Here is a 26,733-nt window from a genome sequence, read left to right on the forward strand (position 1 = left end):
TTCTTTTTTAGTCTCTATAAAAGAGGAGGTTGATTGGGAATAAAGACTTTTCAGCTATTGAATGGAGCACAGGGCGGAAATCAACAAGAGTATCTTTTATCCATAAATGTAAACGCTTACGAAGAAACGTAAAAAAATCTCTACTTTTTCATCTGACATAATCAGTTGTCCGTCACCAGTGGACAATACAGTTTACACAAATCCTTATAGATGATACACTCTTACTAGTATTTATGATTATCAGTTTTATATATTTAAGGGAGTGTTCTCTGTGAATGGAAAAATGAAGGCGATTGTGAAGCATCATCGCGGGTATGGTGCAGAGCTTCAGATGATAGATATTCCAAAAATTAAAGAAGATGAAGTATTGATAAAAGTGAAAGCTACATCCATCTGTGGTACAGATGTGCATATTTATACTTGGGATGAATGGTCCCAGAGCCGTGTGAACCCTCCATATGCATTCGGTCATGAATTTGCCGGTGAAATTGTGGAAGTGGGAAATAAAGTAACCAATGTACAGATGGGAGACCAAGTTTCTGCTGAAACACATATAGTCTGTTACAAATGCCCACAATGTTTGAAGGGTGACTACCACATTTGTAAAGATACTAAAATTATTGGGGTAGATACACAAGGTTGTTTTGCAGAATATGTCGCTCTTCCTGCGGTCAATGTATGGAAAAATCCTAAAGAGATGCCATATGATGTCGCTTCTGTCCAGGAACCGATGGGAAATGCGGTTCACACCGTTCTTGCCGGTGATGTTACAGGAAAATCGGTTGCAGTTATCGGTTGTGGACCAATCGGAATTATGGCAGTCGGAGTTGCCAAAGCAGCAGGTGCTTCTCAAGTTATTGCCATTGATCTGAACGAATATCGCTTAGACCTTGCAACTAAAATGGGTGCGACTACAGTAATCAATGCAAAAGAGGCAAACCCAGTAGATGAAGTTATGAGGTTGACGGAAGGTCATGGTGTGGAGGTAGTATGTGAAATGTCCGGTCATCCGGTTGCGATGAACCAAGGCTTTAAAATGATTACAAATGGTGGCAGAGTCTCCATCCTAAGCTTGCCTGTCCGTCCGGTGGAATTGGATATCACTAATGATATCGTGTTCAAAGGAGTAACTGTGCAAGGAATTACCGGTAGAAAGATGTATTCTACATGGCAGCAGGTATCAAGCCTTCTTAAATCTGGCCAAGTGGATGTAAAACCGATGATTACACATCACTTCCCGCTTGAAGATTTCGAAAAAGGCTTTGATTTAATGATTTCTGGTCAATGTGGTAAAGTTGTTTTACAACCATAAAAATAAACAGGAGGGGTTATAATGAAAGGTTTTGAATACCTACAAGAAGAATTAGATCAAATGAAAGAACAAGGTACGTTCCGTAAGCTGATACCTCTTGAGTCCGATCAGGGTTCCAAAGTTGTCATCAATGGAAAAGAAGTGATTCAGCTATCTTCCAACAACTATCTGGGATTAACAACCCATCCACGCCTGGTTAAAGCGGCATTGGAAGCTGTTGAAAAATACGGAGCTGGAACCGGTTCGGTTCGTACAATTGCCGGAACCTTCACTATGCATGAACAGCTGGAAGAAAAATTGGCGAAATTCAAGCATACTGAAGCTTCCCTTGTTTTCCAATCCGGTTTTACAACGAACCAAGGTGTGCTTTCTGCCATTCTTTCTCCAGAAGATGTTGTGATTTCTGATGCATTGAACCACGCATCCATTATTGATGGGATTCGTCTTACTAAGTCTGCCCGTAAAGTGTACAAGCATGTTGACATGGAAGACTTGGAACGTGCATTGAAGGAATCCGGTGAATACCGCAAACGTCTTATCGTGACTGACGGTGTATTCTCTATGGATGGAAACATCGCACCTCTTGATAAAATTGTAGAGCTTGCCGAAAAGTACGATGCACTGGTAATGGTGGATGATGCGCATGCTTCAGGCGTACTTGGTGAAAATGGACGCGGAACGGTGAATCATTTCGGTTTGGATGGACGTGTACACATACAGGTTGGAACTTTAAGTAAAGCAATAGGAGTGCTTGGCGGATATGTGGCAAGCACACGGTCTTTAATTGATTATTTGATTCATAAAGGTCGTCCGTTCTTATTCAGTACATCACATCCACCAGCAGTTACAGCTGCGTGTGATGAAGCGATACAAGTATTGTTGGAAGAACCGGAACTGATTGAAAAGCTATGGGACAATGCAAAGTTCTTTAAGGATGGATTAGTGAAACTTGGCTTTGACACTGGTGAAAGCCAAACACCTGTCACTCCGGTTATCGTTGGAGACGAAGCGCTATCTCATCAATTCTCCGATAAGCTATTGGAATATGGAGTGTTTGCACAAGGTATTGCATTCCCGACAGTTGCCAAAGGACTGGCTCGTGTCCGGACAATTGTTACAGCCCAACACTCAAAAGAAGAGCTTCAAGAAGCATTGGATATTTTCGAAAAAGCTGGTAAAGAGCTAGGGATTATCTCCTAATAGAGCGAACAAACAAGAGAGACACATAAGTGAGTGTCTCTCTTGTTGTGTAAAAGGCATTAAATATTCAATTATGTAGATTTATGTAAACTTCTCCATATTTATTGTTTAAGAAGCTATAAAATTATATACTATGTTAATGTGTAGAGTTTTATGCGCTCTACTTTTCTGGAAAGGAGTCAACACAATGAATGAGAAACAAAAAGTGGAAGCAGAACAAGTAGTGGCAGGAAATTCATCGGACAAAAAATCCGAGAAGGATTTCAGCAAATACTTTGAGTCTGTTTATGTCCCACCTTCCTTGAAGGACGCAAAGAAACGCGGAAAAGAAGAAGTTGCCTATCAGGACTTTTCCATTTCTGATGAGTTTCAAGGTCTTGGGGACGGCAAGAAATTTTATATTCGTACGTATGGCTGTCAGATGAATGAACATGACACGGAAGTAATGGCTGGGATATTCCTTGCTCTAGGCTATGAACCGACATATACAGTGGACGACGCCGATGTTATCCTATTAAATACCTGTGCAATCCGTGAAAATGCGGAGAATAAAGTGTTTGGTGAACTCGGCCATTTGAAAACGTTGAAAAAATCAAGACCTGGCCTACTGATAGGCGTATGTGGCTGTATGTCACAAGAAGAATCAGTGGTAAATAAGATTCTAAAAACTTATCAACAAGTTGACATGATTTTCGGTACCCATAACATTCATCGTCTTCCTAACATTTTGAAGGACGCATATATGTCCAAAGAAATGGTAATCGAAGTTTGGTCCAAAGAGGGGGATGTCATTGAGAATCTTCCAAAAAACCGTAAAGGTGAAATCAAGGCTTGGGTGAACATCATGTACGGCTGTGATAAGTTCTGTACGTATTGCATCGTCCCTTACACTCGTGGTAAAGAGCGGAGCAGACGTCCGGAGGATATTATTCAGGAAGTACGTCACTTGGCAGCCCAAGGGTATAAAGAGGTTACATTGCTTGGACAGAACGTAAACGCATATGGAAAAGATTTTGAAGATATGAAGTATGGTCTTGGGGATCTGATGGATGAAATCAGCAAAATCGATATACCACGTATCCGCTTTACGACAAGTCACCCCAGAGACTTTGACGATCGTTTGGTTGAAGTATTGGCAAAAGGCGGCAACCTTCTTGATCATATCCATCTTCCAGTCCAATCGGGGAGTTCCGAAGTGCTGAAATTGATGGCACGCAAATATGACAGAGAGCGTTATCTTGAGCTTGTCGGAAAAATAAAAACGGCAATGCCGAACGCTTCCCTTACAACCGATATCATTGTCGGTTTCCCTAACGAAACGGAGGAACAGTTTGAAGAAACAATGTCCCTCTACCGTGAAGTGGAATTTGATACGGCTTATACTTTCATCTATTCACCCCGTGAGGGAACACCTGCTGCCAAAATGGTGGATAATGTCCCGATGGAAGTGAAGAAAGATCGTCTCCAACGCCTTAATGCCCTGGTAAATGAAATTTCCGCAAAGAAATTAAAAGAATATGAGGGTCAGGTAGTAGAAGTGTTGGTAGAAGGTGAGAGCAAGAAAAACCCGGATGTTCTAGCCGGATATACAGAAAAAAGTAAACTAGTCAATTTCAGAGCCCCTAAATCTGTTATCGGGAAAATTGTTAAAGTAAAAGTTGTTAAGACAAAAACCTGGACATTGGATGGAGAACTGGCGGAAGAAGTTGCAGAAGAAGCACTGGAGGTATAAAAAATGGCGAAATATACAAGAGCGGACATAGTTGAAAGAGCAAAAGAATTGGCGCAAATGATTGCAGACACAGAAGAAGTGGAGTATTTCCAGCGTGCAGAAGAACAAATTAATGAAAACCAAAAAATCAAAGAAATGATTGCGAGTGTTAAAAGTTTACAGAAACAAGCTGTAAACTTCCAGCACTATGGGAAGACAGAAGCATTAAAGAAAACAGAAGCTAAGTTGGATGCACTTTTGGCTGAATTGGATGAAATTCCAATTGTACAGGAGTTCAAAACTTCCCAAACAAATGTGAATGACCTTCTTCAATTGGTTTCTTCCTACATCTCTAAAACAGTAACAGATGAAATCATCGTTGCAACAGGCGGGGACGTTCTTCGTGGAGAAACAGGATCCTATGTAAAAAACACCACCTATGGTGGAAGTTGCTCATAATATTTGATAGAAACAGCATGGATGATAAATCCATGCTGTTTTTTTAAAAGATAAGAAAGCATATAATTCTGTTGATTTCCGTTTCAGGCGCTTCGCTTTCCAGTGGGCGGTCCGGGAGCCTCCTCAGGCCTCTCCTGCGGGGTCTCCCCTGTCCCTTCCTCCCACAGGGAGTCTGCGCGCCTTCCACTGCAATCAACAAGGTGGTTTCATTCATCGAAAGGATAACTAAAAACTATCTTAGTTTCTAGCTGTGAATTGGAGCAAATAGCGTAGACTCCTTGAAAATGCGAGCATTTTCTGCGTGCGATGTATCGCTGCCGTAGCCTTCCTTGTCCTACGGGGGAGTAGCGACAATCTTGAGACCCCGCAACGGAGTGAGGAGGCTCAAGGTCGCCCTTAGGATAAGCGGAGCTATTTGCGGAAAGGAACAGCGGCGGTTAACCAAACAACTAATGATTTTTAGCTTAAAAAAGGACCAGGCGGTTTTTGCCTGGTTTTTTTGCAATAGCCCGTTACAGCTCGAACTTGATTTTTTCAAAAAATAGGCACATATCTAGAAAAGCTTGCATACAATGAACTATACGTTAATGTGTAAGAAATCATCTTGTACTGTTTTAGATTCAAGGAAATCACAATTGTCATTTAAACCGCATAGGATGAAATGAAGATTGTAATGAGGAGGGTGTATGCTCGCATGTCTGAATACAGAGAAATTATTACAAGAGCAGTAACCGGCAAGGGTAGAAAATTCACGCAGTCCAAACATACGATAAGTCCCTCGCATCGTCCTACGAGCATTTTAGGATGCTGGGTCATTAACCATACGTATGATGCGAACAAAGTGGATGGAACGGTAGAAGTAAAAGGCCGCTATGATCTAAACGTTTGGTTCTCTTACAGCGAAAATACGAAAACCGAAGTGGTAACAGAAACGGTTTCCTACAAAGATGTTGTTAAACTTAAGTATAAAGATGACAACAGCATCGGGGATGATCACGAAGTAATTGCTCGCGTCCTGCAACAGCCTAATTGCTTGGAAGCCAGTATAGATGATACTGGGGCAAAAATTAATGTCCAGGTAGAAAGAGAGTTCCTGACTGAAGTTATCGGTGAAACTAAAATTACGGTCGAAGTTCATCCAGACACATTAGCGGACGATGCTGATTGGGATGTAGATGAGGATGAATTTGAAGATCTCAACCCTGACTTTATCGTCGACGGATACGAGGAATAAGAAAAAACTGGGAAGCATAGTGCTTCCTGGTTTTTTTGTGAGATTAGAATAAAAAGCGGTTGATTTCCGTTACCTGGTGCTTCGCTTTCCAGTGGGCGGTCCGGTAGCCTCCTCGGCAAGCCTGCGGGGCACTGAACACTGAAAAAATGAAAACGAATTGTTTTTAATGGTTTCTAGCTTTGGATTGGAGCAAATAGCGTAGATTCCTTGAAAATGCGAGCATTTTCTGCGTGCGATGTATCGCTGCCGTAGCCTTCCTTGTCCTGCAGGGGCGTAGCGATAATCTTGAGACCCCGCAGGGCACAGCCCGAGGAGGCTCAGGGTCGCCCTCTGGATAAGCGAAGCTATTTGCGGAAATCAACAGCGGTGTATATCCAAGAACTAAAATTCAGTACTTTTTCAGTGGCCTCGGAAGCCTGCTGGGTCTCCCTTGTCCCTTCGGCCAACAGGAGTCTGCACGCCTTCCACTTCAATCAACTGATATCTACATTCAGCAAGGGTATGACTTCTATTTCCTAATAACCACCACTCACCCCAATACGGTAAAATATGATATAATAAAGCAGCAAAAAACAATAGTTGGGGGATTATGATGGCTTCTTATACGCCGATGATACAGCAATATTTACGAGTGAAGGCAGACTATCAAGATGCCTTTTTATTTTTTCGCCTTGGCGACTTTTACGAAATGTTTTTTGAGGATGCAACAAATGCATCCCAAGTACTTGAAATTACCTTAACAAGCCGGGACGGTGGTGGAAAAGAAAGAATCCCAATGTGTGGTGTTCCCTACCATTCGGCTCCTAATTATATAGATCAACTGATTGAAAAAGGATATAAAGTAGCTATTTGTGAACAAGTGGAGGACCCTAAACATACAAAAGGGGTCGTAAAAAGAGAAGTGGTTCAGTTAGTTACACCAGGAACAGTGATGGAAACAAAAGGCCTTTCTGATAAACAGAATAACTTCTTGACTTCTGTTACCCATTTTGAAGACGATACCTTTGGTCTTGCGTACGCAGACCTTTCCACAGGTGAATTACATACGACCATCCTAACCGGACCTATCCAGCAGCTTGTAAATGAAGTGTATTCCATTGGAGCGAAGGAAATGGTTGTTTCAGAGCAGTTTCCACTAGACCTTGTCCAAATGATTAATGAAAGAATGGTTGTTACATGTTCCCATGAGGAAGCAATTGATATCCCGGCTGAATTCTCGGAAATCGTAGATAAATTGGAACAAGAAAAGCTGCTGATTACAGTAGGCAGACTGCTCCATTATCTAAAGAGAACACAGAAACGCAGTCTGGACCATCTCCAACCAGCAAGATTTTTCGAATTGGATCAATCTATGAAAATAGATCTCTTTTCCAAACGAAACTTGGAGTTGACGGAAACCATCCGTTCCAAAGGCAAGAAAGGTTCTTTGCTGTGGCTGTTGGATCAGACTGTAACGGCAATGGGAGGTCGTTTGTTAAAGCAATGGGTAGACAGGCCGCTAATCAATACAGCAAAAATCGAGCAACGCCATACTATGGTAGAAATCCTGATGCAGGAGTATTTTACAAGACAAGAAATACGAGATTTGTTGAAAGAAGTCTATGACTTGGAAAGACTTGCCGGGAGAGTAGCATTTGGTAATGTAAATGCACGAGATCTTGTGCAATTACGCAAATCCCTCTCACAGATCCCTCATCTGAAAACGCTGGTGGAGAAGTTGCCGATAGAAAATAGATCCATCTTGGATAACATGGATGAATGTGAGGAGCTGACAACGCTTCTCCACGACAGTCTAATCGAACAGCCTTCCTTATCGGTCAAAGAGGGGAATATGATGAAGGACGGCTTCCATGAAGAACTTGATAAATACAGGGATGCAAGAAGGAACGGGAAGACCTGGATAGCTGAATTGGAGAAAAGAGAACGGGACCTGACAGGGATACGTTCATTGAAAATTGGCTATAATCGTATATTTGGTTATTATATTGAAATAACAAAAGCGAACATAGCTTCACTTCCGGAGGGCAGGTATGAGAGAAAGCAGACACTTGCCAATGCGGAACGTTATATTACGGAAGAACTCAAGGAAAAAGAAACGTTAATCCTAGAAGCGGAAGAAAAGATCATTACACTCGAATATGAGCTCTTCCTCAAGCTGCGAGAAGAAGTGAAAGCCTTTATTCCTAGACTACAGAAACTGGCAAAAGCGGTCAGTGAAATCGATGTCCTGCAATGTTTTGCCACCATAAGTGAGGAACGGTACTACACAAGACCTGTCTTTAATGATGAAAGAAAAGTCTATATTACGGAAGGTCGTCATCCTGTAGTAGAGAAAGTGATGGATGCCAATGAATACGTTCCGAATGACACTTGGATGGATAAGGAGAATGAAATGCTGCTTATCACAGGTCCGAACATGTCTGGTAAAAGCACCTACATGCGCCAGGTGGCCTTGACGGCAATACTTGCGCAGATTGGCTGTTTTGTTCCTGCGAAAGAAGCGTCCTTACCAATTTTTGATCAGATTTTTACGAGAATCGGGGCGGCAGATGACCTGATTTCCGGACAAAGTACTTTCATGGTTGAAATGCTAGAAGCCAGAAACGCTATTGTCTATGCCACACAGAACAGTCTGATTCTTTTTGATGAAATAGGCAGGGGTACATCGACTTATGATGGAATGGCTCTCGCTCAAGCACTAATCGAGTATATTCATGAGAAAATCGGTGCGAAGACATTGTTTTCCACCCACTACCATGAGTTGACCTCCTTGGACCAGGATCTCGATAAGCTGAAAAATATCCATGTAAGTGTCGTGGAGCAAAACGGGAAAGTGGTATTTCTTCACAAAATGAAGGAAGGGCCTGCAGATAAAAGTTATGGAATTCATGTAGCAGAGTTGGCAGAACTACCGAAAGAGTTAATTCAAAGAGCCCAAACCATTCTAGAAAAGCTGGAAAGTCAGCCTAAAAATGAACGCACGGAAGTTGCTGCAACAAAAGAGACCAGTTCTGTGAAGGAAGATCCACTAACACAGCTTTCTTTCTTTGAAGTAAAGGAAGACAAAAAGCAGCTGGAAAAGCTGTCAAAGAGTGAAAAGATTGCAATGGACAAGCTCAGAAAGATGGAGTTGCTTGATACGACTCCGTTAGAAGCGTTAAATAAGCTTTATGAAATTCAAAAGCTCTTAAAAGGAAAATTATAAAAGGAAGGAGGAAATAGAATGGGAAAGATTGTCCAGCTCGATGAGAGTTTAGCGAATAAAATTGCGGCAGGGGAAGTGGTGGAACGACCGGCGTCCGTTGTGAAAGAGCTTGTGGAAAATGCCATTGATGCGAATTCCACCATCATTGAGATTGAGCTTGAGGAAGCGGGTCTTTCAAAAATCCGGGTGCTGGACAATGGAGACGGAATAGAACATGACGATTGCCTGAAGGCGTTCCAACGTCATGCTACAAGTAAAATAAAAAATGAAAATGACTTGTTTCGTATCAGAACTCTTGGATTCAGAGGAGAGGCGCTACCGAGTATCGCTTCTGTCTCCCTTTTTGACATCAGGACGGGAACAGGGGAAGGTCCAGGTACACATCTGAGTTTCAAAGGCGGAGTGCTGGAAACGCAGGAGCTGGCAAGCAGCCGAAAAGGAACGGATATCGTTGTTCAGCACTTATTTTTTAACACTCCTGCACGATTAAAATATATGAAAACAATCCACACGGAACTTGGAAACATATCTGATATGGTTAATCGCCTTGCTTTGGCGAATCCTTCTATTTCCTTCCGCCTTAGCCATAATGGAAAAAGAATGCTCGCTACAAATGGAAGCGGTGATAGCTTGCATGTGCTCGCGGCGATATATGGAATGAATATCGCCAAGAAAATGGTTCCCATCCACTTTACATCTTTGGATTTTGAAGTAAAAGGATATATTACATTGCCGGAAGTGACGCGTGCTTCCAAAAGCTATATTTCCACAATTATTAACGGGCGGTATGTTAAGAACTATACAATAGTGAGAGCGATTCAAGAGGGATATCACACACTTTTGCCGATTGGTAGATATCCGATTGTCTACGTGGAAGTGATCATGGACCCTCTTCTTGTAGATGTCAATGTACATCCTGCCAAATTAGAAGTAAGGCTTAGTAAGGAAGATGAACTTTATAAGCTGATTGCTGATGGTGTTAAAGGAGAATTTCAGCATAAACAGCTGATTCCGTCGAATGTACCAAGAAAGCAGACAAGCTATACAGTGGAATCAAAGCCCACTCAACAAACCTTTACATTAGAACATGGCTTTCCAGACGAACGACAAATTTTAGAAAAAAATGATGTGTCTAATCTATTCGACCAGAAAGATTCAGATGAGAGTTCTTCGATATTGCATGAACCTTCAAAAGAGTTGAATCAATATCCAAAAGAAGAGACAGTCGGTCACCCACATCAAAAAGATAAGTTCGAAGAAACGGTCCCTATAAATGCTCCAATTGAGGAAGATGAACACTTCCTAGATACAGAAGTGCCAAGTGAAAAGGATAAGAAATTCCGTATCCCTACCCTTTATCCGATTGGTCAGATGCATGGCACCTATATTATTGCACAGAACGAGAATGGTTTGTATCTTATTGACCAGCACGCCGCCCAAGAGCGCATTAATTACGAGTATTTCTATCAAAAGCTTGGTAGAGAGGAAAGAAATCTCCAGGAACTCCTTGTTCCTTTGACCATCGAATGTTCGTTGGAGGAATATCTGTTTCTCGAAGAAAACGCTGAAATTTTTGAGGAAGTAGGCATCATGCTGGAGCCTTTTGGTCATCAAACATTCATCGTGAAAGCCCATCCGGTCTGGTTTCCAAAAGGGGAAGAGAGAGAAACGATAGATGAAGTGATAAATTTTGTAATAGAAAAAAGAAGAATTAACCTCTCTGACTTAAGAGAAGAGGCGGCTATCATGATGAGTTGTAAGGCAGCCATTAAGGCTAATCATCATCTTAGACAAGATGAGATTTCCGCTCTATTAAACACGCTGAGAGAGGCTGAAAATCCATTTACATGCCCGCATGGAAGACCGATTCTGATACATTTTTCTTCCTATGAGCTGGAAAAAATGTTTAAACGAGTCATGTAGAAATAAGAAATTTTTTATTAAAAAGATTGAGCTCGAATGGAAATGGGTATAATGATATCTTGTGATAAAGATTAATTGAGAGAGTGAGTGAGCGGTGGGAGAGAAGCAGAAAGTTATCGTGATCATCGGACCGACAGCAGTCGGTAAGACCAAAACGAGTGTGGAATTGGCTAAGGCATTAAACGGAGAAATTATCAGTGGTGATTCCATGCAGATATACAAGGGAATGGACATTGGTACTGCTAAGGTGAAACAGGGGGAAATGCAAGGGATTCCTCACTACTTGATAGATATCAAGGAACCAACCGATGCCTATTCAGTAGTTGAATTCCAACAAGATGTCCGAAGGCGGATCGATAAGATTGCCTCAAGGGGTTACATTCCCATTATTGTTGGAGGAACGGGCCTTTACGTCCAATCCGTTTTGTTTGACTATCAATTTTCTGATAGTGGAAAAGACGAAAAAGTACGCAGAGGTCTGGAGAAGAGAAGTGGAGAGATAGGTTTTGAAAAGCTTCATGCCGAGCTCTCAGAAATCGACCCGAAAAGTGCAGCGAACATCCACCCCAATAATGTGAGAAGGGTCATTCGCGCGTTGGAAATCTTCCATACCACAGGGAAGACCATGTCGGAGTATCAAGAAACACAGCAGCCTGAGCCTTTATATGATGTTGCACTTATTGGACTTACGATGGAACGGGAAGTGTTGTATGATCGGATTAATCTCAGAGTAGACATGATGGTGGAGGAAGGTTTGTTCGAAGAAGTGCAAAGCCTTTATGATAAGGGCGTACGTGATTGTCAGTCCATCCAAGCTATCGGTTATAAGGAATTGTATGCATTCATTGATGGGAAAGTATCGAAAGAACAGGCAATTGATGACTTGAAGCAGAATTCCAGAAGATATGCTAAACGGCAACTCACTTGGTTTCGCAACAAAATGGATGTTAAGTGGTTTGATATGACGGATGGTGATTATGAGCAAAAGTTATCACAAATTTTTACGTTTATTGCAGGAAAGCTTCAACTTGAAGCGAATAAGTAAGGAAGATAGAGATAAGAGGAGGACGAAAAGATGAAGCAAACGATTAATATCCAAGATCAGGTTCTTAACCAATTAAGAAAAGATGGAACAAGTGTAACGGTTTTCTTGTTGAATGGGTTTCAACTTCGCGGATTGATTAAAGGGTTTGATAATTTCACTGTGCTCCTGGAAACAGAAGGGAAACAGCAGTTGATTTATAAACACGCCATTTCTACCTTTTCTCCATCAAAGAATGTACAAATTGAGACGGAAGCATAAAACCAGCGAAATGCTGGTTTTTTATTTTTGTATAAAAATAAACATATAGCTATCTATTCATCATATATTTAATAAATAAATGGAGAAATTCTCTCCATTTGTTTTTATTGGAGAAATAATAGCAAGCAACTGATTTATGAATTATTTCTCGGGAAAGCGCATAATATGACAAGTTTGTCAATAGTTTGTTGAAAATATATGAAGTTTGTAGAAGGATATCGAATCAAAGGTTTAATATTGATTAGTTCTGTCTGAACAACATGGGATATGTCGGATTTTGGTACGGAAATGAGGTGGACGCTCTTGGATCAACCCATGACAAATCATAATGGGAAAATAAACATTGTTTTAAATGGGCAAAAAAAGCCGTTAAGAGTCACCCACGTTCATACGCTGGAGGAACCCCTTCCCCCCACCAACCATGCGATTTTACAAGAAATAGAGCGGGAATTAGGGGAGTTGGTCGGACTTCAGGAAATGAAAAAAGTGGTCAAGGAAATCTATGCATGGATTTATGTGAATAAGAAACGGGAAGAAGCGGGTTTAAAGACAGAAAGGCAAGTGCTTCATATGATGTTTAAAGGAAATCCAGGGACCGGGAAGACGACTGTTGCAAGGTTGATTGGAAAGTTGTTTTGCGATATGAATGTACTTACCAAAGGTCATCTTATCGAGGCGGAAAGAGCAGATCTTGTCGGAGAGTATATCGGTCATACAGCCCAGAAAACCAGAGATCTTGTGAAAAAGGCCTTGGGAGGCATCCTGTTTGTGGATGAAGCCTATTCTTTGGCTAGGGGAGGAGAAAAGGATTTCGGCAAAGAGGCCATTGATACGCTTGTGAAACATATGGAAGACAAACAACATGATTTTATTTTAATTCTTGCTGGCTATCAGCGTGAGATGGAAGATTTTTTACGAACGAACCCTGGTCTTATTTCCCGATTTCCGATTATTGTTGATTTTCCCGACTATACGGTAGAAGAATTGATGGAGATATGTCAGCGAATGCTTAGAGACCGCGAATACCTATTAAGTAAAGAAGCGGAGTGGAAAATGCGTGAACATCTTAATCAGATGAAAAATGTATTACTGCCTTCCGCTTTCAGCAATGGTAGGTATATCAGAAATGTTCTGGAAAAATCCATCAGGACTCAAGCGATGCGTCTCTTAATGCATGACAATTTTGATAAAAATGAATTGATGAAAATCGAAGCAAGGGATCTCCTCCTCAAATGGTAGCAAAAGCAAAAAACAGCAGCCGTCCGGCTGCTGTTTCAGTGTGTTATCCAATACTCTTATTAATCTGTTCCAAATCTTCGTTAATGACATCTGCCGTAAGCTGGCCGGACAGGGTGACCATCGGAACCCCTCCTCCAGGATGAGTGGAACCTCCGGTAAAATATAAATTGTCCAGAAGTTTACTTCTGCAGGGTATTTTAAAACCGCCATTCTTTTTGCGGTCTGTCACCACTCCATAAATCGACCCGCCGTTTGCCCCGTATAGATCTTTCAAGTCGTTAGGTGTAAAGCAATATTCAAACTCTATGGATGAGGATAACCCTTCAAGTCCCATTCTTTCCAACTTGGATAGGACGCTTTCTCGATATATGTCCTTATACTCATCCCATGTCTCCCCTTCCTTCAGTGGAGGAACGTGAGTTAGAACAAATAAGTTCTCTTTTCCTTGTGGGGCTTGGGTTGTATCAGTTTTTGATGATACTCCAATATAAATAGTAGGATCATGTGCTGGTTTTCCTTCGTTGAAAATAGTATGAAACTCCACTTCAGGTTCTTTTGAGAAAAAGAAGTTATGATGAGTCAATTCATTATATTTCCTGTTCACGCCAAGTAGGAGAACAAGGCCGGAAACTGTCGGTGTGAACTTCATAAGATCTTCCGCAGCTCGTTCCGCCATCGCTATATCTTTCAACAATGTTTTATAGGTAGGTATTGCTTCAAGGTTGGACACGATTAGATCAGCACGGAATTCGTCTCCATTCTCCAGAAGGACACCTGTCGCTTTTCTTCCGTCAGTTAGGATTTTTCGCACAGATGCATTAAGGCTATACTCCACCCCCATCTCATCCAAAAGGGCACGCATCGCTTCCGCAATTTTATACATTCCGCCCTTCACATAATAAATTCCGAGTCCAAGCTGAACATGCGTTAATTGTGATAATACCGCAGGCGCGTGGTAGGGAGAAGAGCCAATATACATAATTATGAAATTGAATAACTGCTGAAGGTGTTTATCTTCAAAGTATTTTTTTGTTATCTGATCCATGGATTTCATAGGGTCCATCCCGATAAGCTCCTTCAGATTATGTAAGGCACGAAGTTCTGCTAATCCAGAAAGGCTTTTCTTGTAAAAGCTTTTTAAACTGTATTCATACATTTTGCTGCAGTAGTTCAAGTACTCGAAAAAGCCGTTTGCATCTCTGTTGGAATGTTCCCTGATCTGTTCCAACATTCTAGGAAGGTCACTGGTAACGTCAATTTTTGTGCCGTCCTCAAAGAAAGTTCTCCATTGCGGTTCTACTCTTTCAATTGTAATGTAATCATGCAAATTTCGGTTTGCGCTCGTAAAAAGTTGCTCTAGCACCCAAGGCATGGTCAAGATGGATGGGCCGGTATCAAAAGTGAATCCTTTGCCTGAACGGATGTTCAATTTTCCACCAAGGCGTTCGCCTTTTTCAATCACTTTTACCTCATACCCGTCAGCAGAGAGTCGGATAGCGGCGGATAAGCCGCCGAGTCCGCCACCGATTACTATTACTTTCTTTTTCATTCTTTTTTCCTCCTTATGAAAACAAGCAAGTTTGACTAGAATGTCTAATATGTATGCTGTGTAATTTGTCTTTTCAACTTTCCATTTTGCCCTTATTTCCTATTTTCATAACCAGACTGATATAAATGGAGGAGTTTGTGATGATAGTATTGGTTGTTTTAATGACATTAGTGCTTGGGAGGTTGTTATTTTTTCATATCCCAACCTTCCCAATACATAAAGGGCGGATGGAATTGCTTAAGAAGGTTTCCGTTATCATACCTGCTAGAAATGAAGAAGGAAATCTCCCTGCGTTGTTAAAATCACTACAGGCATATCGAGGAAAGGTGAAAGAGATAATAGTGGTGGATGACCATTCAACGGATGATACTGTGCGGGTGGCGAGGTCCCTTGGTGCTAGTGTGATTAAATTGGAAGCGCTTCCAGTGGGGTGGTTCGGTAAGTCGTTTGGTTGCTGGAATGGTGCTCTGAAGGCGACTGGAAATATTCTGTTGTTTTTGGATGCGGACACGATTGTAATGGAAAATGGTCTTGAAAACATGCTGGCTGCATACAGGGGAAAAGGGGAGGTGATTTCAGTTCAGCCCTATCACAGGATGAAGGAAAAATACGAAAGTTTATCTTCCTTCTTTCATCTAGTCATTATGGGATCACTTGGATCTTTTCATATTTTGCAAAAGTGGACGTCGGTAAAAGGTGCATTCGGCCAGTGCCTTCTTATTCATCGGCAGGATTATTTTAAGTACGGTGGACATGAGGCAATCCAAGGGGAGTTAATGGAAAATATGGCGTTTGGTTTTATCGTTCAGAACCATGGTGGGAAGGTTCGCTGTTTCACCGGATTTGGAGCGATTCAGATGAGAATGTATCCGGAGGGTTTCCCATCTTTATGGAGAGGCTGGAGTAAAAGTTTTGCTACAGGGGCCGCGAAAACCAGTAGAGTGTATATTATTCTGGTTTCCTTTTGGATAGGCGGATTAATTACATTTCTTACAAATTTTCAACATGTACAGATAGAGGTTTGGGTTGCTGTCTATCTTTTGATTGCCTTGCATATTAAAAGAACGCTGGGGATAGCTGGATCTTTCAGTTGGGGTTCAGCATTCTTATTTCCTGTACACCTACTCTTTTTCATTGTGCTTTTTGGATACTCCTGCTTTCAGACATTTTTTAAAAGAAACATTTCATGGAAAGGAAGGAAAATCGATTTATAGGAGAGTGCAAGTGAATGTGGATAGAACTACAACCCATTCCAGGAACAATAGTGAATATCTTAGCATGGGGAATCATTCAGCTGGGGGCAGCCTATCTAGCACTCAAAATCCCCAGAGGATGGCTTTCTAAAGAAAGTCGTTGGTTTTCTGAGAAAAGAGGGGAAAAAAGTTTTTACATCTTTCTAGGGATAAAAAAATGGAAGGACCGTCTACCGGAGGCCGGAGCGTTATTTAGAGGGGGTTTTTCAAAAAAAAGAATAGAGAGTAAGAGCAAAGAATATCTCAAGCTTTTTGTAGTCGAGACGAGAAGAGGGGAACTGACACACGTTCTGGCAATGCTTCCTGGAGTTTTTTTCTTTATTTGGAACCCTCCACATGTAGGTTTGATTATGGTGTTCTATGGAATTGCGGCAAATCTCCCATTCGCTTTGCTGCAAAGGTATAACAGGCATCGACTTTTAAAAGTATTAAGCAAACAAAAACAGGAGGCTGTGTCACCTCCTGCAGACAAAACGATCTCTTCTGTAAAAATAAATGGTATTTAAGCTTGACCTTGCAAATTTCTGTTTGGCAATTTCCATTTATAGGTGTAGGATAAAACGCGTAATGAAACAATACCGACAAACAAAATGTAGAGCTGGATTGGAGAACTGGCAATCCCGAATCCAATGATAAGACCTGCGAGGATCGCCCATGCAGCATATATTTCCGCTCTCAGTACAAGTGGTTTTCTACCTGCAAGTAAGTCGCGTATAATACCTCCACCGCTTCCGGTGAGGACTGCCGCAACGACTACCGCGCTGATCGGATGGCTCATGCTGGTAGCATAAAGTGCTCCTTGGATAGCAAATGCTGCAAGACCGATTGCGTCAAAAAAGTTCCCCCATTTTCTCCAGTGTTTCAAAAGATTATTTGGGAAAAGAAAAACCGCAGTCATGGCCACAAGGGCTACTTGGAAGAGCATGCCTTGTTCCCATAGTGCGGAAATTGGAACTCCTATTAACAGATTGCGCACAGCACCTCCGCCGAAGGCTGTTACAATTCCTAATATATATACACCTAGTATGTCGTATTCTTCTTCCATGGCAACGATTGCTCCGCTTATGGCAAAAGCGATAGTGCCGATGATGCTGAAAACTTCCCAAGTCATGCTATCACTCCGTTATATAGTAAAGATTCAATAGTTGTAAGATCAAACGGTAAAGCCTTTCTGATTTTATATAGAAAACAGTAGGAATGCAATAGTTTTAAAGGAATTAATAGAGAAAAAGCGTATATTTTGATATGATTATAGAAACTTGTACAACTGAATTTAATTTTATATAGAAAAAGGGGTAACGCATTTGAATGAAACGCAAAAGAAAGAGAAAGAACGTGTTATTCTTGTAGGCTGTCAGCTGCCTAAAGTTGATGACGAAACATTCTACTATTCCATGGATGAACTGGCGTCACTGACGAAAACAGCCAATGGGGAAGTGCTTGTCACGCTTACGCAAAAGAGAGAAAGAGTTCATCCTGCTACATATATAGGAAAAGGAAAAATAGAAGAACTGGTGCAATTGGAAGAAGAGTTGGAGCCGGAAATTATCATATTTAATGGAGAATTGGCCCCAAGTCAGAATAGGAATCTATCCAAAGTGCTGAATGCCAGAATTATTGATCGCACTCAGCTTATTTTGGATATTTTTGCCCAGCGTGCGAAATCGAAGGAAGGTAAACTTCAGGTGGAGTTGGCGCAGCTTCAATACCTTCTGCCTCGACTTGGCGGGAAAGGTGTGGAACTTTCGCGACTCGGAGGAGGGATTGGAACAAGAGGCCCCGGGGAAACGAAATTGGAGTCGGACCGTAGACATATCAATAGAAGAATTGTGGATATTAAAACACAACTATCCTCCATTGTCAGTCACCGAGAACGATATCGTGAGCGAAGAAAGCGGAACCAGGCATTTCAGCTCTCGTTGGTCGGATATACAAATGCAGGAAAATCAACTATTTTCAACCGCTTGACAGAAGCTGAGGCTTTTGAGGAAAACCTCTTGTTCGCAACGCTCGACCCGACAACAAGAAAAGTCATGCTCCCGTCTGGCTTTCACGCACTTCTGACAGATACGGTTGGATTTATTCAAGACTTGCCGACCTCACTAGTTGCGGCATTCCGTTCGACGCTGGAGGAAGTGACAGAAGCTGATTTGATTTTACATGTAGTGGACAGCTCAAGTCCTGACCACGTCAATCATGAAAAGACAGTTGATAAACTATTGAAAGAGCTCGGGGTAGAGGGAGTTCCGGTATTGACCATCTATAATAAAAAGGATCAGACGACCGAAGGATTTACACCGGCTTATAATGAAGAGATGCTGCATATCAGTGCTTTAAATAAGGCAGACATTAACCAATTGACAGGAAAAATAGAGTCTCTGATCAAGAAACAGATGGAACCGTACCATATAGTCATTCCATCTTCTGAAGGAAAAATGATCGCACAGTTAAAGCAGGAAACAGTTTTGACTAAGATAGATTTCACAGAAAGAGAAGAAAACTATGTGGTAAAAGGATATTATTTTGATAACTCAAAATTGGCATCCGTTATCCAGCAAAGAATGCAGAAATAGAGGAGATTATAAATGTTTCAATTATTACAGCATGGGGAAGCTATTGAACCGATTGTGCGTAAAATAGAAGACAAGCTACAAGAAAGCTTTCACCAAGTGGATGCAAATGTGGAAACGAATCAATTCCGCGTATTAAAAAGCTTTCAAGAGAATCGTGTCAGTGATTCACACTTTATTCCGTCAACCGGGTACGGTTACGATGACAATGGCCGGGACACTTTAGAGAAGATATATGCCGAAGTTTTCGGAGGTGAAGCAGGGCTAGTGCGCCCCCAGATCATTTCTGGGACGCACGCCATTTCCATTGCTTTGTTCGGGGTGTTAAGACCTGGAGACGAACTGCTTTATATCACAGGCAAGCCTTATGATACTCTTGAAGAGATTGTTGGGATCCGGGGTAGTGGAGTAGGCTCTTTAAAAGAGTATAATATCGGCTATCAGACAATCGATTTGAAGAATAACCGCGGAATAGATTGGGAGGCTGTCAGTAACGCCATTACCTCTTCCACAAAAATGATCGGGATACAGCGTTCGAAGGGCTATGCCAACCGTCCTTCCTTTACAATTGAAGAAATTAAGGAAATGATTCGCTTTGTGAAAGAAATAAAGCCTGATGTTGTTGTATTTGTAGATAACTGTTACGGGGAATTTGTAGAACTGAACGAACCATGTCATGTAGGCGCGGACTTGATAGCGGGGTCTCTAATCAAAAACCCTGGTGGAGGGCTAGCGAAGACCGGAGGATATATTGTTGGGAAGAAAGAGTTAGTGGAAGCCTGTTCCTATCGGATGACCTCACCTGGAATCGGTGCGGAAGCCGGTGCTTCCCTGTACAGCCTGCAGGAGATGTATCAAGGATACTTTCTTGCTCCCCATGTGGTTGGCCAGGCGTTGAAAGGTGCTATGTTCACTGCTGCACTACTGGAGGAGCTTGGCATGAATACTACTCCAAGCTGGGATTCATACAGGACAGATCTAATCCAGTCCGTACAATTCGATGATCAAGACAAGATGATCGCCTTCTGCCAGGCGATTCAATATGCTTCCCCTGTCAATTCCCACGTCACCCCATACGCCAACTATATGCCGGGATATGAAGATGATGTAATCATGGCTGCGGGAACCTTTATCCAAGGTGCAAGCATTGAATTGACTGCTGATGGTCCGATAAGAGCGCCTTACGTAGCATATGTACAAGGTGGATTAACATATTCCCACGTCAAGATAGCAGTATGTAGTGCAATTGATCATCTTTTAAGTAAAGGTTTGCTTGAGATTTAAAATCTAAAGAGTAGGTTTCTTCTGCTCTCACATGTAAAAAGATAAGAGTCTGCAAATAGGCAGGCTCTTTTTTGTAGGCTCTTTTCTCAAAGATTGTTGCTACAGCCTTTTTGTATTCCGATAGAAAAACTAGTAGAAAATATGTTTTCTATGTTGGAATAAGGGTTATAGATAAAAGGGGACAGGTTCAATCAATATACATATTCTGTTTTATAGGGCTATTCCTTTCACTTTCCGAACTTATTCGTTAATTTTTAAAATTTGATGTTAGAAAACCTAACATATTCTTGACAGATTATCTAACATCGCATAAAATAAGGTTAACTTCATAGGAAATGATGAAAGGAGGATTTGTAGTGAGTGACAATATCAGACGTTCGATGCCATTATTTCCAATAGGGATTGTCATGCAACTAACGGAATTGTCAGCTCGACAAATCCGGTATTATGAAGAAAATGAGCTTGTGTTTCCGGCACGATCAGAAGGCAATCGCCGACTATTTTCATTCAATGATGTAGATACCTTATTGGAGATAAAAAACCTCATTGAACAGAAAGTCAATATAGCTGGTATTAAAAAGCTGATGGCAGTTAAACATCAACAGGACGCCCCTTTACAGGAAGTGGCAAAAGAGGCTGCCAAACCAGAACTGTCAGATGATCAGCTACGCAAACTGTTGCGTGCGGAAATGATACAGGCGGGAAGATATAATCGAACTAGTCTTCGTCAAGGAGACATGTCCCGATTCTTCCATTAATTATTTTGAGTTTTTTTGTAAGTTTTTATTAAAACTAATATAGTGAAAATTTAGAGGAGGAACTGATTTATGGCTAAGTACACACATGAGGATATTAAACGTATCGTGCAAGAGGAAAATGTGAAATACATCCGTCTTCAATTTACGGATATTTTGGGAACAATCAAAAATGTGGAGATTCCTGTAAGTCAATTGGAAAAAGCGCTTGATAACAAAATGATGTTTGACGGATCTTCCATTGAAGGTTTTGTACGTATTGAAGAATCAGATATGAACTTATATCCGGACCTGGATACATTTGTAGTTTTCCCTTGGACGTCTGAAAAAGGCAAAGTTGCCCGCTTCATTTGCGACATTTACAATCCGGATGGAACTCCATTTGATGGAGATCCGCGCGCTAATTTAAAACGTATGTTAAAAGAGATGGAAGACCTAGGATTCTCTGATTTCAATGTTGGACCTGAGCCAGAGTTCTTCCTTTTCAAATTAGATGCAAAAGGCGAGCCTACATTAGAACTTAACGATAAAGGTGGATATTTCGACCTTGCTCCAACGGATCTTGGTGAAAACTGCCGTCGTGATATCGTTCTTGAGCTGGAAGAAATGGGCTTTGAAATTGAAGCTTCCCACCATGAAGTAGCTCCAGGACAACATGAAATTGATTTCAAATATGCGAATGCAATCACAGCTTGTGATGACATTCAAACATTCAAACTTGTTGTAAAAACAATCGCTCGTAAGCACGGATTACACGCAACATTCATGCCAAAACCATTGTTCGGAGTTAATGGGTCCGGTATGCACTGTAACCTTTCCTTATTCCAAAATGGCGAAAACGCGTTCTACGATGCAAATGGCGACTTGGAATTGAGTGACAATGCAAGACACTTCATCGCAGGTATCATCAAGCACGCTACAGCGTTCACAGCAGTAACAAACCCTACTGTAAACTCTTATAAGCGCCTTGTACCTGGATACGAAGCACCTTGTTATGTTGCTTGGTCCGCTCGTAACCGTAGCCCATTGATCCGTATCCCTGCTTCTCGTGGAATCTCCACTCGTGTAGAGGTCCGTAGTGTAGACCCTGCAGCTAACCCATACCTTGCAATGGCTGTATTACTGCAAGCTGGACTTGACGGAATCAAGAACAAATTGGAAGCACCAAAGCCAATTGACCGCAACATCTATGTGATGAACAAAGAAGAACGCGTAGCTGCTGGTATCGCAGATCTTCCAGCTACACTTTATGCTGCACTTGAAGAATTAAAATCCAATGAAGTAATCCAAGCTGCTCTAGGTGAGCATTTACTTGAGCACTTCATCGAAGCAAAAGAAATCGAGTGGGATATGTTCCGCACCCAGGTTCACCCATGGGAGAGAGATCAGTATTTGACTCAATACTAATTAATAATTCAAAAACCCTTTGGTACATTCAGTGCCAAGGGGTTTTTTGCTGTTAAAAATTATGAACCTTTCCTCCTTAATGGTTCCTGTACTGTCATAATATCCTCTTTAAACAAATAAGCTTTAGTAGTAAGTGTACAAGGGAGTGGCTATATGGCAAGAGTTAATCATCCTACTGTAACGGCTGAAATGATTGAACGGTATTATGAATGCAATAAACAGAAAAGAGAATTGGAAAAGCAAATGGAGGAACTGAAGGAGCGGTTTCATCTTTATTTTGATAAAAGTTTTGGTGAAGATGAAAAAGCGGAGGTGGTCATGGGAGGATACAAGCTTCAAAGGCAGGTCAGGAAATCGGAAAAATACTCCGATGAGACAGTCCAAAAGCTTGAAGCACTAAGTATGAACGATCTGATAAAGACAGTCAAGAAGCCTGATGATTCAAAAATCAAAGCTGCCATTCAACTGAATCTTATTAAAGAAGAGGACCTGGAGGGTTGTTTGGTTACCAATTCATCATTGGCGATATCGGTGAAGCCGCTAACGCCAAAATAAATGAAGAAGGGGGACTTTGAGATGGCAGAACCAAAACAGATCAGGCCTGTTTCAAAAGGTGCTTGGTTTCGTATTGTGTTTCTTGGATTTGCTCTTGTAAACCAGCTGCTTGTTGTCTATGGGAAATCCCCGCTACCTTTTACGGAAGCGCAGTTGGAGCAATTATTCAGTATAGCTTGGACTACCTTTGCAGCAATAATTGCATGGTGGAAGGACAATGACTGGACAGAGAAAGCTAGAAGTAGAGTGAAATAGAGTTTATGCGGGACCGAGGTGGCAAGCCTTGGTTTTTTCTCATTTGTTCTGATACCCTATATCCTTATCAGGAGTGGTGAAAAAATGAAAATATTGCTTTTTGCAGATCCTGGAATAGATGATTCCTTAGCAATAATATACTCTTTGCTAAATGAAGAAATCGAGTTGATGGGAATTGTAACAGGGTATGGGAATGTTTCCGTATTTGATGCTACCAGAAATGCCGCTTTCTTACTTGCTCTTGCAGGGAGGACGGATATCCCTGTTATGAGAGGGGCATCTCAACCATTGAGTGGCATTCATACAATTTTTTATCCTGAAATACATGGACCTCAAGGGTTGGGACCAATTATTCCACCGGAAGATTTTCAAGCCGATGTTAGTCCGTTTGAAGTGTTGTTCGAGATTATTGAAAAAAATATAGAAGACATTGTGATTGTGGATGTTGGAAGGCAAACCACTCTTGCATTCGCGTATAATCTCCGACCTGAACTTATGGAACAGGTTAATGAGGTTTATCTTATGGGAGGGGCGTTTATGGTTCCCGGAAACGTAACAGATGTTGCAGAAGCTAACTTTTGGGGAGATCCAATAGCTACAAACGTTATATTGAACAAAGCAAAGAAAGTGTATATAACTCCACTTAATGTAACGAACAGAGCGGTAGTGACAAGGGATATTGCCACATTCATATTTAATCGTACGAACAGTCCCTACAAAAATTTAATTCCCGCTGTAACCAATTATTATGCTACATTCTACGACCAGGTGATGCCTGGAATAGATGGTTCACCAGTGCATGATGTATTCACGCTTTATTATCTTTTAAATAAGGATAAAACCTATACAATCAAGAGAGATGTTAGGGTTGCAATTGTTGACGGAAACAGAGGGCAAAGTATAGCAGATTTTAGGATAGTCTATAAAGAGCCAGAATTTGAGCATTATATAGCGATGGATTTTGATTACAACGACTTCATTAAAGACTTTATAAGGGTTAATTTGAGAGACGCAGGTCAAGAATCTTAATTTGTTTACTGAATATATTGCAATAAAATGACAAATATAAGGATATAGCAAGTTGATGGGGTGAAACTGCAATGGATTTAAATTGGATTTGGAAAGCTATTTTAATTACTATCATTGGTACGCTCTTATTAAGAATTGCAGGAAGAAAGTCTATTTCTCAGATGACTTTAGCCCAAGTGGTAATTATGATCGGTATCGGTTCCTTGTTAATTCAACCTTTAGCAGGGCAGAGCATTTGGGTAACATTTGGAGTGGGAATCACACTTGTAGTAACACTTGTATTAATGGAGTTCTTACAACTAAAATCAGACTGAGAAGCTTATTACAGGTAAGGCGAAAATTTTAATAGAAAATGGAAAATTAAATGTAAAAACATTAAAAAAGTTAAGGTTTACGATTGATCAATTAGAGATGAAACTTAGACAAAATAGTATTTCAAGTATAAGTGATGTGAAATGGGCTACGCTTGAACCGAACGGACAGTTAGGTTTTGAATTACTAGAACAAGCAAAGCCTGTTACAAAGAAGGAATGGAATCTCCTCTATCAGGAAATTCAGCTCTTAAAGATAATGATTGATCCTTCAAGTAAACCAAGCCGCATAAACAAGGAGGAAGAGGGGAATTTATTTACGGAAGTGAAAAATGGGAAACATAAATTAAAAGAACCTCCTGGTGAATTACTGGATTAAATTAAAAATAAAAAAGCCGATGGTCGGCTTTTTTTAATGGATATTACGATAAACACCAATAACTTTTCCGAGAATGCTCACATTACGAACAATGATTGGTTCTAATGTGGAGTTTTCCGGCTGTAATCGGATATAATCCTTTTCTTTAAAGAAACGTTTAACGGTAGCTTCATCCTCTTCTGTCATAGCAACGACAATATCGCCGTTGTTTGCGGACTGCTGCTGCCGTACGATAACATAGTCACCATCAAGGATGCCGGCTTCAATCATACTGTCTCCCATAACCTCAAGCATGAAAACCTGTTCGTCCGGGGCAACATAGCGATCAGGAAGAGGAAAGTAGTCCTCTACGTTTTCGATCGCTGTAATCGGCTGACCTGCAGTTACTTTACCAATGATCGGTACATTGACTGCGGAGATCTTAGGTACAAGTTCATCTTCCATAATTTCAATCGCTCTCGGCTTAGTCGGATCTCGTCGGATAAGCCCTTTGCTTTCCAATCGAGCAAGATGACCGTGTACAGTAGAACTGGAAGCAAGTCCGACAGCTTCGCCGATTTCACGGACGGAAGGTGGATATCCTTTTGCTTGGACTTCTTTTTTTATGTAATCCAATATGTCTTGCTGTCTTTTTGATAGTTTCATAATCCGCACCTCTATCATTTATATTGGTACAAGTATAGCATGTTACAGTCAAAAATACAAACATAAGTTCGAATAATTGACAGGAATATATGTTCGTCCGATAATGATAGTTCAATAGAAGCGGGGGGATCAAAAGTGAAGGGAATTATTTATTGCCGTGTAAGCACAAAGAAAGATACACAGGAAACATCTTTATCTCGTCAAAGGGAAGAACTTGTTTCGTTAGCATTAAACCAAGGTATTGAAGTGATAGAGGTAGTAGAGGAACAGGCAAGTGGGTATGACTTGGATCGTGAAGGTGTTTTTCAAATAATCGAGCTGATTTCTACTCAAAAAATCGATGTCGTTCTGATCCAAGACGAAACAAGACTTGGTAGAGGAAATGCAAAAATAGCCTTTTTGCATTGGTTAAGAAAGCATGATATCAAAATTTACTGTATTACTGATAACGGCGAACTGACTTTATCCGATTCTGATTCCATGGTTATGGATATTGTGGCAATTGTAGAGGAATACCAAAGAAAATTACATAATTTGAAAATAAAAAGAGGCATGCAGCGAGCGGTAAAAAGAGGATATGATCCAACAAAGAACCTCTCGAACATCCATATGAGCCCTGGTCGAGAGAAAATCGAAATTCCAATAGAAGAAATTGTAAGGCTTCGAAAGAACAAGCTTACTTTCCATGAAATCGCTGCCACATTGAGAGGGCTTGGTTATGATGTGTCCAAGGCAACCGTAAATCGGCGGTATCGGGAGTATATTGAAGAGACTGACACCGGTTTGCTTGTAAAAAAAGAACCGCTCTAGTAAGATAAAGGCATATCTTCACAAGGATGAAAGAAGGGTTTACTATGCTATCAAAAGAAAAAATCGCAAGAATTAATGTACTCTCCAAGAAGGCGAAAAGTGAAGGGCTTACCAAGGATGAGGCTGCTGAACAACAGATGCTTCGTCAGGAGTATATCAAGACTTTCCGTGCTTCCATGGATAATACTCTACAAGGGGTAACGGTAATGGATCCTGAAGGAAATGATGTTACTCCGGAAAAATTAAAGCAAACAAAAAAGAATTTAAAGCATTAAACGCTTTTTTTCAGAACATTGGAACATACTATCTATGATAAAATAGAATTTTTCCAAGAAAAAATAAGTT

The 26,733-nt window shown here is 41.0% G+C and carries 24 protein-coding genes and 1 pseudogene; 22 read left to right on the forward strand and 3 right to left on the reverse strand.

Annotated elements, in window-relative coordinates; genetic code table 11:
• The first annotated feature begins 271 nt into the window (after window positions 1-271).
• The 10 genes from tdh (at window position 272) to spoVK (ending at window position 13,586) form a co-directional block, all read left to right on the forward strand.
• Window positions 272-1,312 carry an L-threonine 3-dehydrogenase gene (gene tdh, locus AB685_RS00105; protein WP_198530432.1) on the forward strand — a complete coding sequence of 347 codons (1,041 nt, stop codon included), beginning with the start codon at window positions 272-274 and terminating at the stop codon, window positions 1,310-1,312.
• A gap of 21 nt (window positions 1,313-1,333) precedes the next feature.
• Window positions 1,334-2,512: a glycine C-acetyltransferase gene (locus AB685_RS00110; RefSeq protein ID WP_047968542.1), complete on the forward strand. Its 1,179-nt coding sequence runs from the start codon at window positions 1,334-1,336 to the stop codon at window positions 2,510-2,512.
• A gap of 187 nt (window positions 2,513-2,699) precedes the next feature.
• Window positions 2,700-4,244 carry a tRNA (N6-isopentenyl adenosine(37)-C2)-methylthiotransferase MiaB gene (miaB, locus tag AB685_RS00115; protein ID WP_047968543.1) on the forward strand — a complete coding sequence of 515 codons (1,545 nt, stop codon included), beginning with the start codon at window positions 2,700-2,702 and terminating at the stop codon, window positions 4,242-4,244.
• Between the two features lie 3 nt (window positions 4,245-4,247).
• Window positions 4,248-4,682, forward strand: a complete 435-nt coding sequence (locus AB685_RS00120) for a RicAFT regulatory complex protein RicA family protein (RefSeq protein WP_047968544.1) — start codon at window positions 4,248-4,250, stop codon at window positions 4,680-4,682.
• A 694-nt stretch (window positions 4,683-5,376) separates the two neighbouring features.
• A complete protein-coding gene (gene cotE / locus AB685_RS00130) occupies window positions 5,377-5,916 on the forward strand; it encodes an outer spore coat protein CotE (RefSeq protein ID WP_047968546.1) in 540 nt (179 codons plus the stop codon).
• A gap of 592 nt (window positions 5,917-6,508) precedes the next feature.
• Window positions 6,509-9,121 carry a DNA mismatch repair protein MutS gene (gene mutS, locus AB685_RS00135; RefSeq protein WP_047968547.1) on the forward strand — a complete coding sequence of 871 codons (2,613 nt, stop codon included), beginning with the start codon at window positions 6,509-6,511 and terminating at the stop codon, window positions 9,119-9,121.
• Between the two features lie 18 nt (window positions 9,122-9,139).
• Window positions 9,140-11,044, forward strand: coding sequence for a DNA mismatch repair endonuclease MutL (gene mutL, locus AB685_RS00140; protein ID WP_047968548.1), 1,905 nt, complete (start codon window positions 9,140-9,142; stop codon window positions 11,042-11,044).
• Between the two features lie 94 nt (window positions 11,045-11,138).
• Complete coding sequence (miaA, locus tag AB685_RS00145; protein WP_047968549.1) at window positions 11,139-12,089, forward strand: tRNA (adenosine(37)-N6)-dimethylallyltransferase MiaA; 951 nt, start codon at window positions 11,139-11,141, stop codon at window positions 12,087-12,089.
• Between the two features lie 30 nt (window positions 12,090-12,119).
• A complete protein-coding gene (gene hfq / locus AB685_RS00150; RefSeq protein ID WP_047968550.1) occupies window positions 12,120-12,347 on the forward strand; it encodes an RNA chaperone Hfq in 228 nt (75 codons plus the stop codon).
• Window positions 12,348-12,650: 303 nt separating this feature from the next.
• Complete coding sequence (spoVK, locus tag AB685_RS00155; RefSeq protein ID WP_047968551.1) at window positions 12,651-13,586, forward strand: stage V sporulation protein K; 936 nt, start codon at window positions 12,651-12,653, stop codon at window positions 13,584-13,586.
• 43 nt (window positions 13,587-13,629) lie between these two features.
• On the opposite strand, the gene crtI is transcribed toward spoVK, so the two are convergent.
• Complete coding sequence (crtI, locus tag AB685_RS00160) at window positions 13,630-15,135, reverse strand: phytoene desaturase family protein (RefSeq protein WP_047968552.1); 1,506 nt, start codon at window positions 15,133-15,135, stop codon at window positions 13,630-13,632.
• Between the two features lie 140 nt (window positions 15,136-15,275).
• Here crtI and AB685_RS00165 point away from each other — a divergent pair, with 140 nt between their 5' ends.
• Complete coding sequence (locus AB685_RS00165) at window positions 15,276-16,349, forward strand: glycosyltransferase (protein ID WP_157860680.1); 1,074 nt, start codon at window positions 15,276-15,278, stop codon at window positions 16,347-16,349.
• A 14-nt stretch (window positions 16,350-16,363) separates the two neighbouring features.
• The gene (locus AB685_RS00170; RefSeq protein ID WP_047968554.1) at window positions 16,364-16,894 is read left to right on the forward strand and encodes a hypothetical protein; all 531 of its coding nucleotides are present in this window, start codon (window positions 16,364-16,366) and stop codon (window positions 16,892-16,894) included.
• Here the strand turns inward: AB685_RS00170 and AB685_RS00175 are convergent.
• The gene (locus tag AB685_RS00175; protein WP_047968555.1) at window positions 16,891-17,499 is read right to left on the reverse strand and encodes a trimeric intracellular cation channel family protein; all 609 of its coding nucleotides are present in this window, start codon (window positions 17,497-17,499) and stop codon (window positions 16,891-16,893) included. The two genes, AB685_RS00170 and AB685_RS00175, sit on opposite strands and share 4 nt — an antisense overlap.
• Before the next feature lie 193 nt (window positions 17,500-17,692).
• Here AB685_RS00175 and hflX point away from each other — a divergent pair, with 193 nt between their 5' ends.
• The 8 genes and pseudogenes from hflX to AB685_RS00215 all read left to right on the forward strand — a co-directional run bounded on the left by hflX (window position 17,693) and on the right by AB685_RS00215 (window position 24,933).
• Window positions 17,693-18,961, forward strand: a complete 1,269-nt coding sequence (hflX, locus tag AB685_RS00180) for a GTPase HflX (RefSeq protein WP_047968556.1) — start codon at window positions 17,693-17,695, stop codon at window positions 18,959-18,961.
• 12 nt (window positions 18,962-18,973) lie between these two features.
• Window positions 18,974-20,242 carry a methionine gamma-lyase family protein gene (locus AB685_RS00185; protein WP_047968557.1) on the forward strand — a complete coding sequence of 423 codons (1,269 nt, stop codon included), beginning with the start codon at window positions 18,974-18,976 and terminating at the stop codon, window positions 20,240-20,242.
• A 356-nt stretch (window positions 20,243-20,598) separates the two neighbouring features.
• The gene (locus AB685_RS00190) at window positions 20,599-21,000 is read left to right on the forward strand and encodes a MerR family transcriptional regulator (RefSeq protein ID WP_047968558.1); all 402 of its coding nucleotides are present in this window, start codon (window positions 20,599-20,601) and stop codon (window positions 20,998-21,000) included.
• A 69-nt stretch (window positions 21,001-21,069) separates the two neighbouring features.
• On the forward strand, window positions 21,070-22,404 hold the full coding sequence (gene glnA / locus AB685_RS00195; RefSeq protein WP_047968559.1) for a type I glutamate--ammonia ligase: 1,335 nt from the start codon (window positions 21,070-21,072) through the stop codon (window positions 22,402-22,404).
• A gap of 153 nt (window positions 22,405-22,557) precedes the next feature.
• Window positions 22,558-22,959 (forward strand): hypothetical protein, encoded by a 402-nt coding sequence (locus AB685_RS00200; RefSeq protein ID WP_047968560.1) that lies wholly within the window; start codon window positions 22,558-22,560, stop codon window positions 22,957-22,959.
• Window positions 22,960-22,980: 21 nt separating this feature from the next.
• A complete protein-coding gene (locus AB685_RS00205; protein ID WP_047968561.1) occupies window positions 22,981-23,214 on the forward strand; it encodes a phage holin in 234 nt (77 codons plus the stop codon).
• An 84-nt stretch (window positions 23,215-23,298) separates the two neighbouring features.
• Window positions 23,299-24,243: a nucleoside hydrolase gene (locus tag AB685_RS00210; RefSeq protein WP_047968562.1), complete on the forward strand. Its 945-nt coding sequence runs from the start codon at window positions 23,299-23,301 to the stop codon at window positions 24,241-24,243.
• Window positions 24,244-24,314: 71 nt separating this feature from the next.
• Window positions 24,315-24,933: pseudogene (locus AB685_RS00215) on the forward strand (DUF421 domain-containing protein).
• A gap of 33 nt (window positions 24,934-24,966) precedes the next feature.
• On the opposite strand, the gene lexA reads toward AB685_RS00215, so the two are convergent.
• Window positions 24,967-25,581, reverse strand: coding sequence for a transcriptional repressor LexA (lexA, locus tag AB685_RS00220; RefSeq protein WP_047969650.1), 615 nt, complete (start codon window positions 25,579-25,581; stop codon window positions 24,967-24,969).
• A gap of 132 nt (window positions 25,582-25,713) precedes the next feature.
• On the opposite strand from lexA, the gene AB685_RS00225 reads away from it, so the two are divergent.
• On the forward strand, window positions 25,714-26,388 hold the full coding sequence (locus tag AB685_RS00225; RefSeq protein ID WP_047968563.1) for a recombinase family protein: 675 nt from the start codon (window positions 25,714-25,716) through the stop codon (window positions 26,386-26,388).
• 44 nt (window positions 26,389-26,432) lie between these two features.
• The gene (locus tag AB685_RS00230; protein WP_047968564.1) at window positions 26,433-26,663 is read left to right on the forward strand and encodes a DUF896 domain-containing protein; all 231 of its coding nucleotides are present in this window, start codon (window positions 26,433-26,435) and stop codon (window positions 26,661-26,663) included.
• Window positions 26,664-26,733 lie beyond the last annotated feature (70 nt).

This window comes from Bacillus sp. LL01, from assembly GCF_001037965.1.

What these genes read in the sequence shown, in the direction of transcription:
- AB685_RS00110 (WP_047968542.1), top strand. Translation starts at nt 1,334, where the DNA reads ATGAAAGGTTTTGAATACCTACAAGAAGAATTAGATCAAATGAAAGAA.
- miaB (WP_047968543.1), top strand. Translation starts at nt 2,700, where the DNA reads ATGAATGAGAAACAAAAAGTGGAAGCAGAACAAGTAGTGGCAGGAAAT.
- AB685_RS00120 (WP_047968544.1), top strand. Translation starts at nt 4,248, where the DNA reads ATGGCGAAATATACAAGAGCGGACATAGTTGAAAGAGCAAAAGAATTG.
- cotE (WP_047968546.1), top strand. Translation starts at nt 5,377, where the DNA reads ATGTCTGAATACAGAGAAATTATTACAAGAGCAGTAACCGGCAAGGGT.
- mutS (WP_047968547.1), top strand. Translation starts at nt 6,509, where the DNA reads ATGGCTTCTTATACGCCGATGATACAGCAATATTTACGAGTGAAGGCA.
- mutL (WP_047968548.1), top strand. Translation starts at nt 9,140, where the DNA reads ATGGGAAAGATTGTCCAGCTCGATGAGAGTTTAGCGAATAAAATTGCG.
- hfq (WP_047968550.1), top strand. Translation starts at nt 12,120, where the DNA reads ATGAAGCAAACGATTAATATCCAAGATCAGGTTCTTAACCAATTAAGA.
- crtI (WP_047968552.1), bottom strand. Translation starts at nt 15,135, where the DNA reads ATGAAAAAGAAAGTAATAGTAATCGGTGGCGGACTCGGCGGCTTATCC.
- AB685_RS00165 (WP_157860680.1), top strand. Translation starts at nt 15,276, where the DNA reads ATGATAGTATTGGTTGTTTTAATGACATTAGTGCTTGGGAGGTTGTTA.
- AB685_RS00170 (WP_047968554.1), top strand. Translation starts at nt 16,364, where the DNA reads ATGTGGATAGAACTACAACCCATTCCAGGAACAATAGTGAATATCTTA.
- AB685_RS00175 (WP_047968555.1), bottom strand. Translation starts at nt 17,499, where the DNA reads ATGACTTGGGAAGTTTTCAGCATCATCGGCACTATCGCTTTTGCCATA.
- AB685_RS00185 (WP_047968557.1), top strand. Translation starts at nt 18,974, where the DNA reads ATGTTTCAATTATTACAGCATGGGGAAGCTATTGAACCGATTGTGCGT.
- glnA (WP_047968559.1), top strand. Translation starts at nt 21,070, where the DNA reads ATGGCTAAGTACACACATGAGGATATTAAACGTATCGTGCAAGAGGAA.
- AB685_RS00200 (WP_047968560.1), top strand. Translation starts at nt 22,558, where the DNA reads ATGGCAAGAGTTAATCATCCTACTGTAACGGCTGAAATGATTGAACGG.
- AB685_RS00205 (WP_047968561.1), top strand. Translation starts at nt 22,981, where the DNA reads ATGGCAGAACCAAAACAGATCAGGCCTGTTTCAAAAGGTGCTTGGTTT.
- AB685_RS00210 (WP_047968562.1), top strand. Translation starts at nt 23,299, where the DNA reads ATGAAAATATTGCTTTTTGCAGATCCTGGAATAGATGATTCCTTAGCA.
- AB685_RS00230 (WP_047968564.1), top strand. Translation starts at nt 26,433, where the DNA reads ATGCTATCAAAAGAAAAAATCGCAAGAATTAATGTACTCTCCAAGAAG.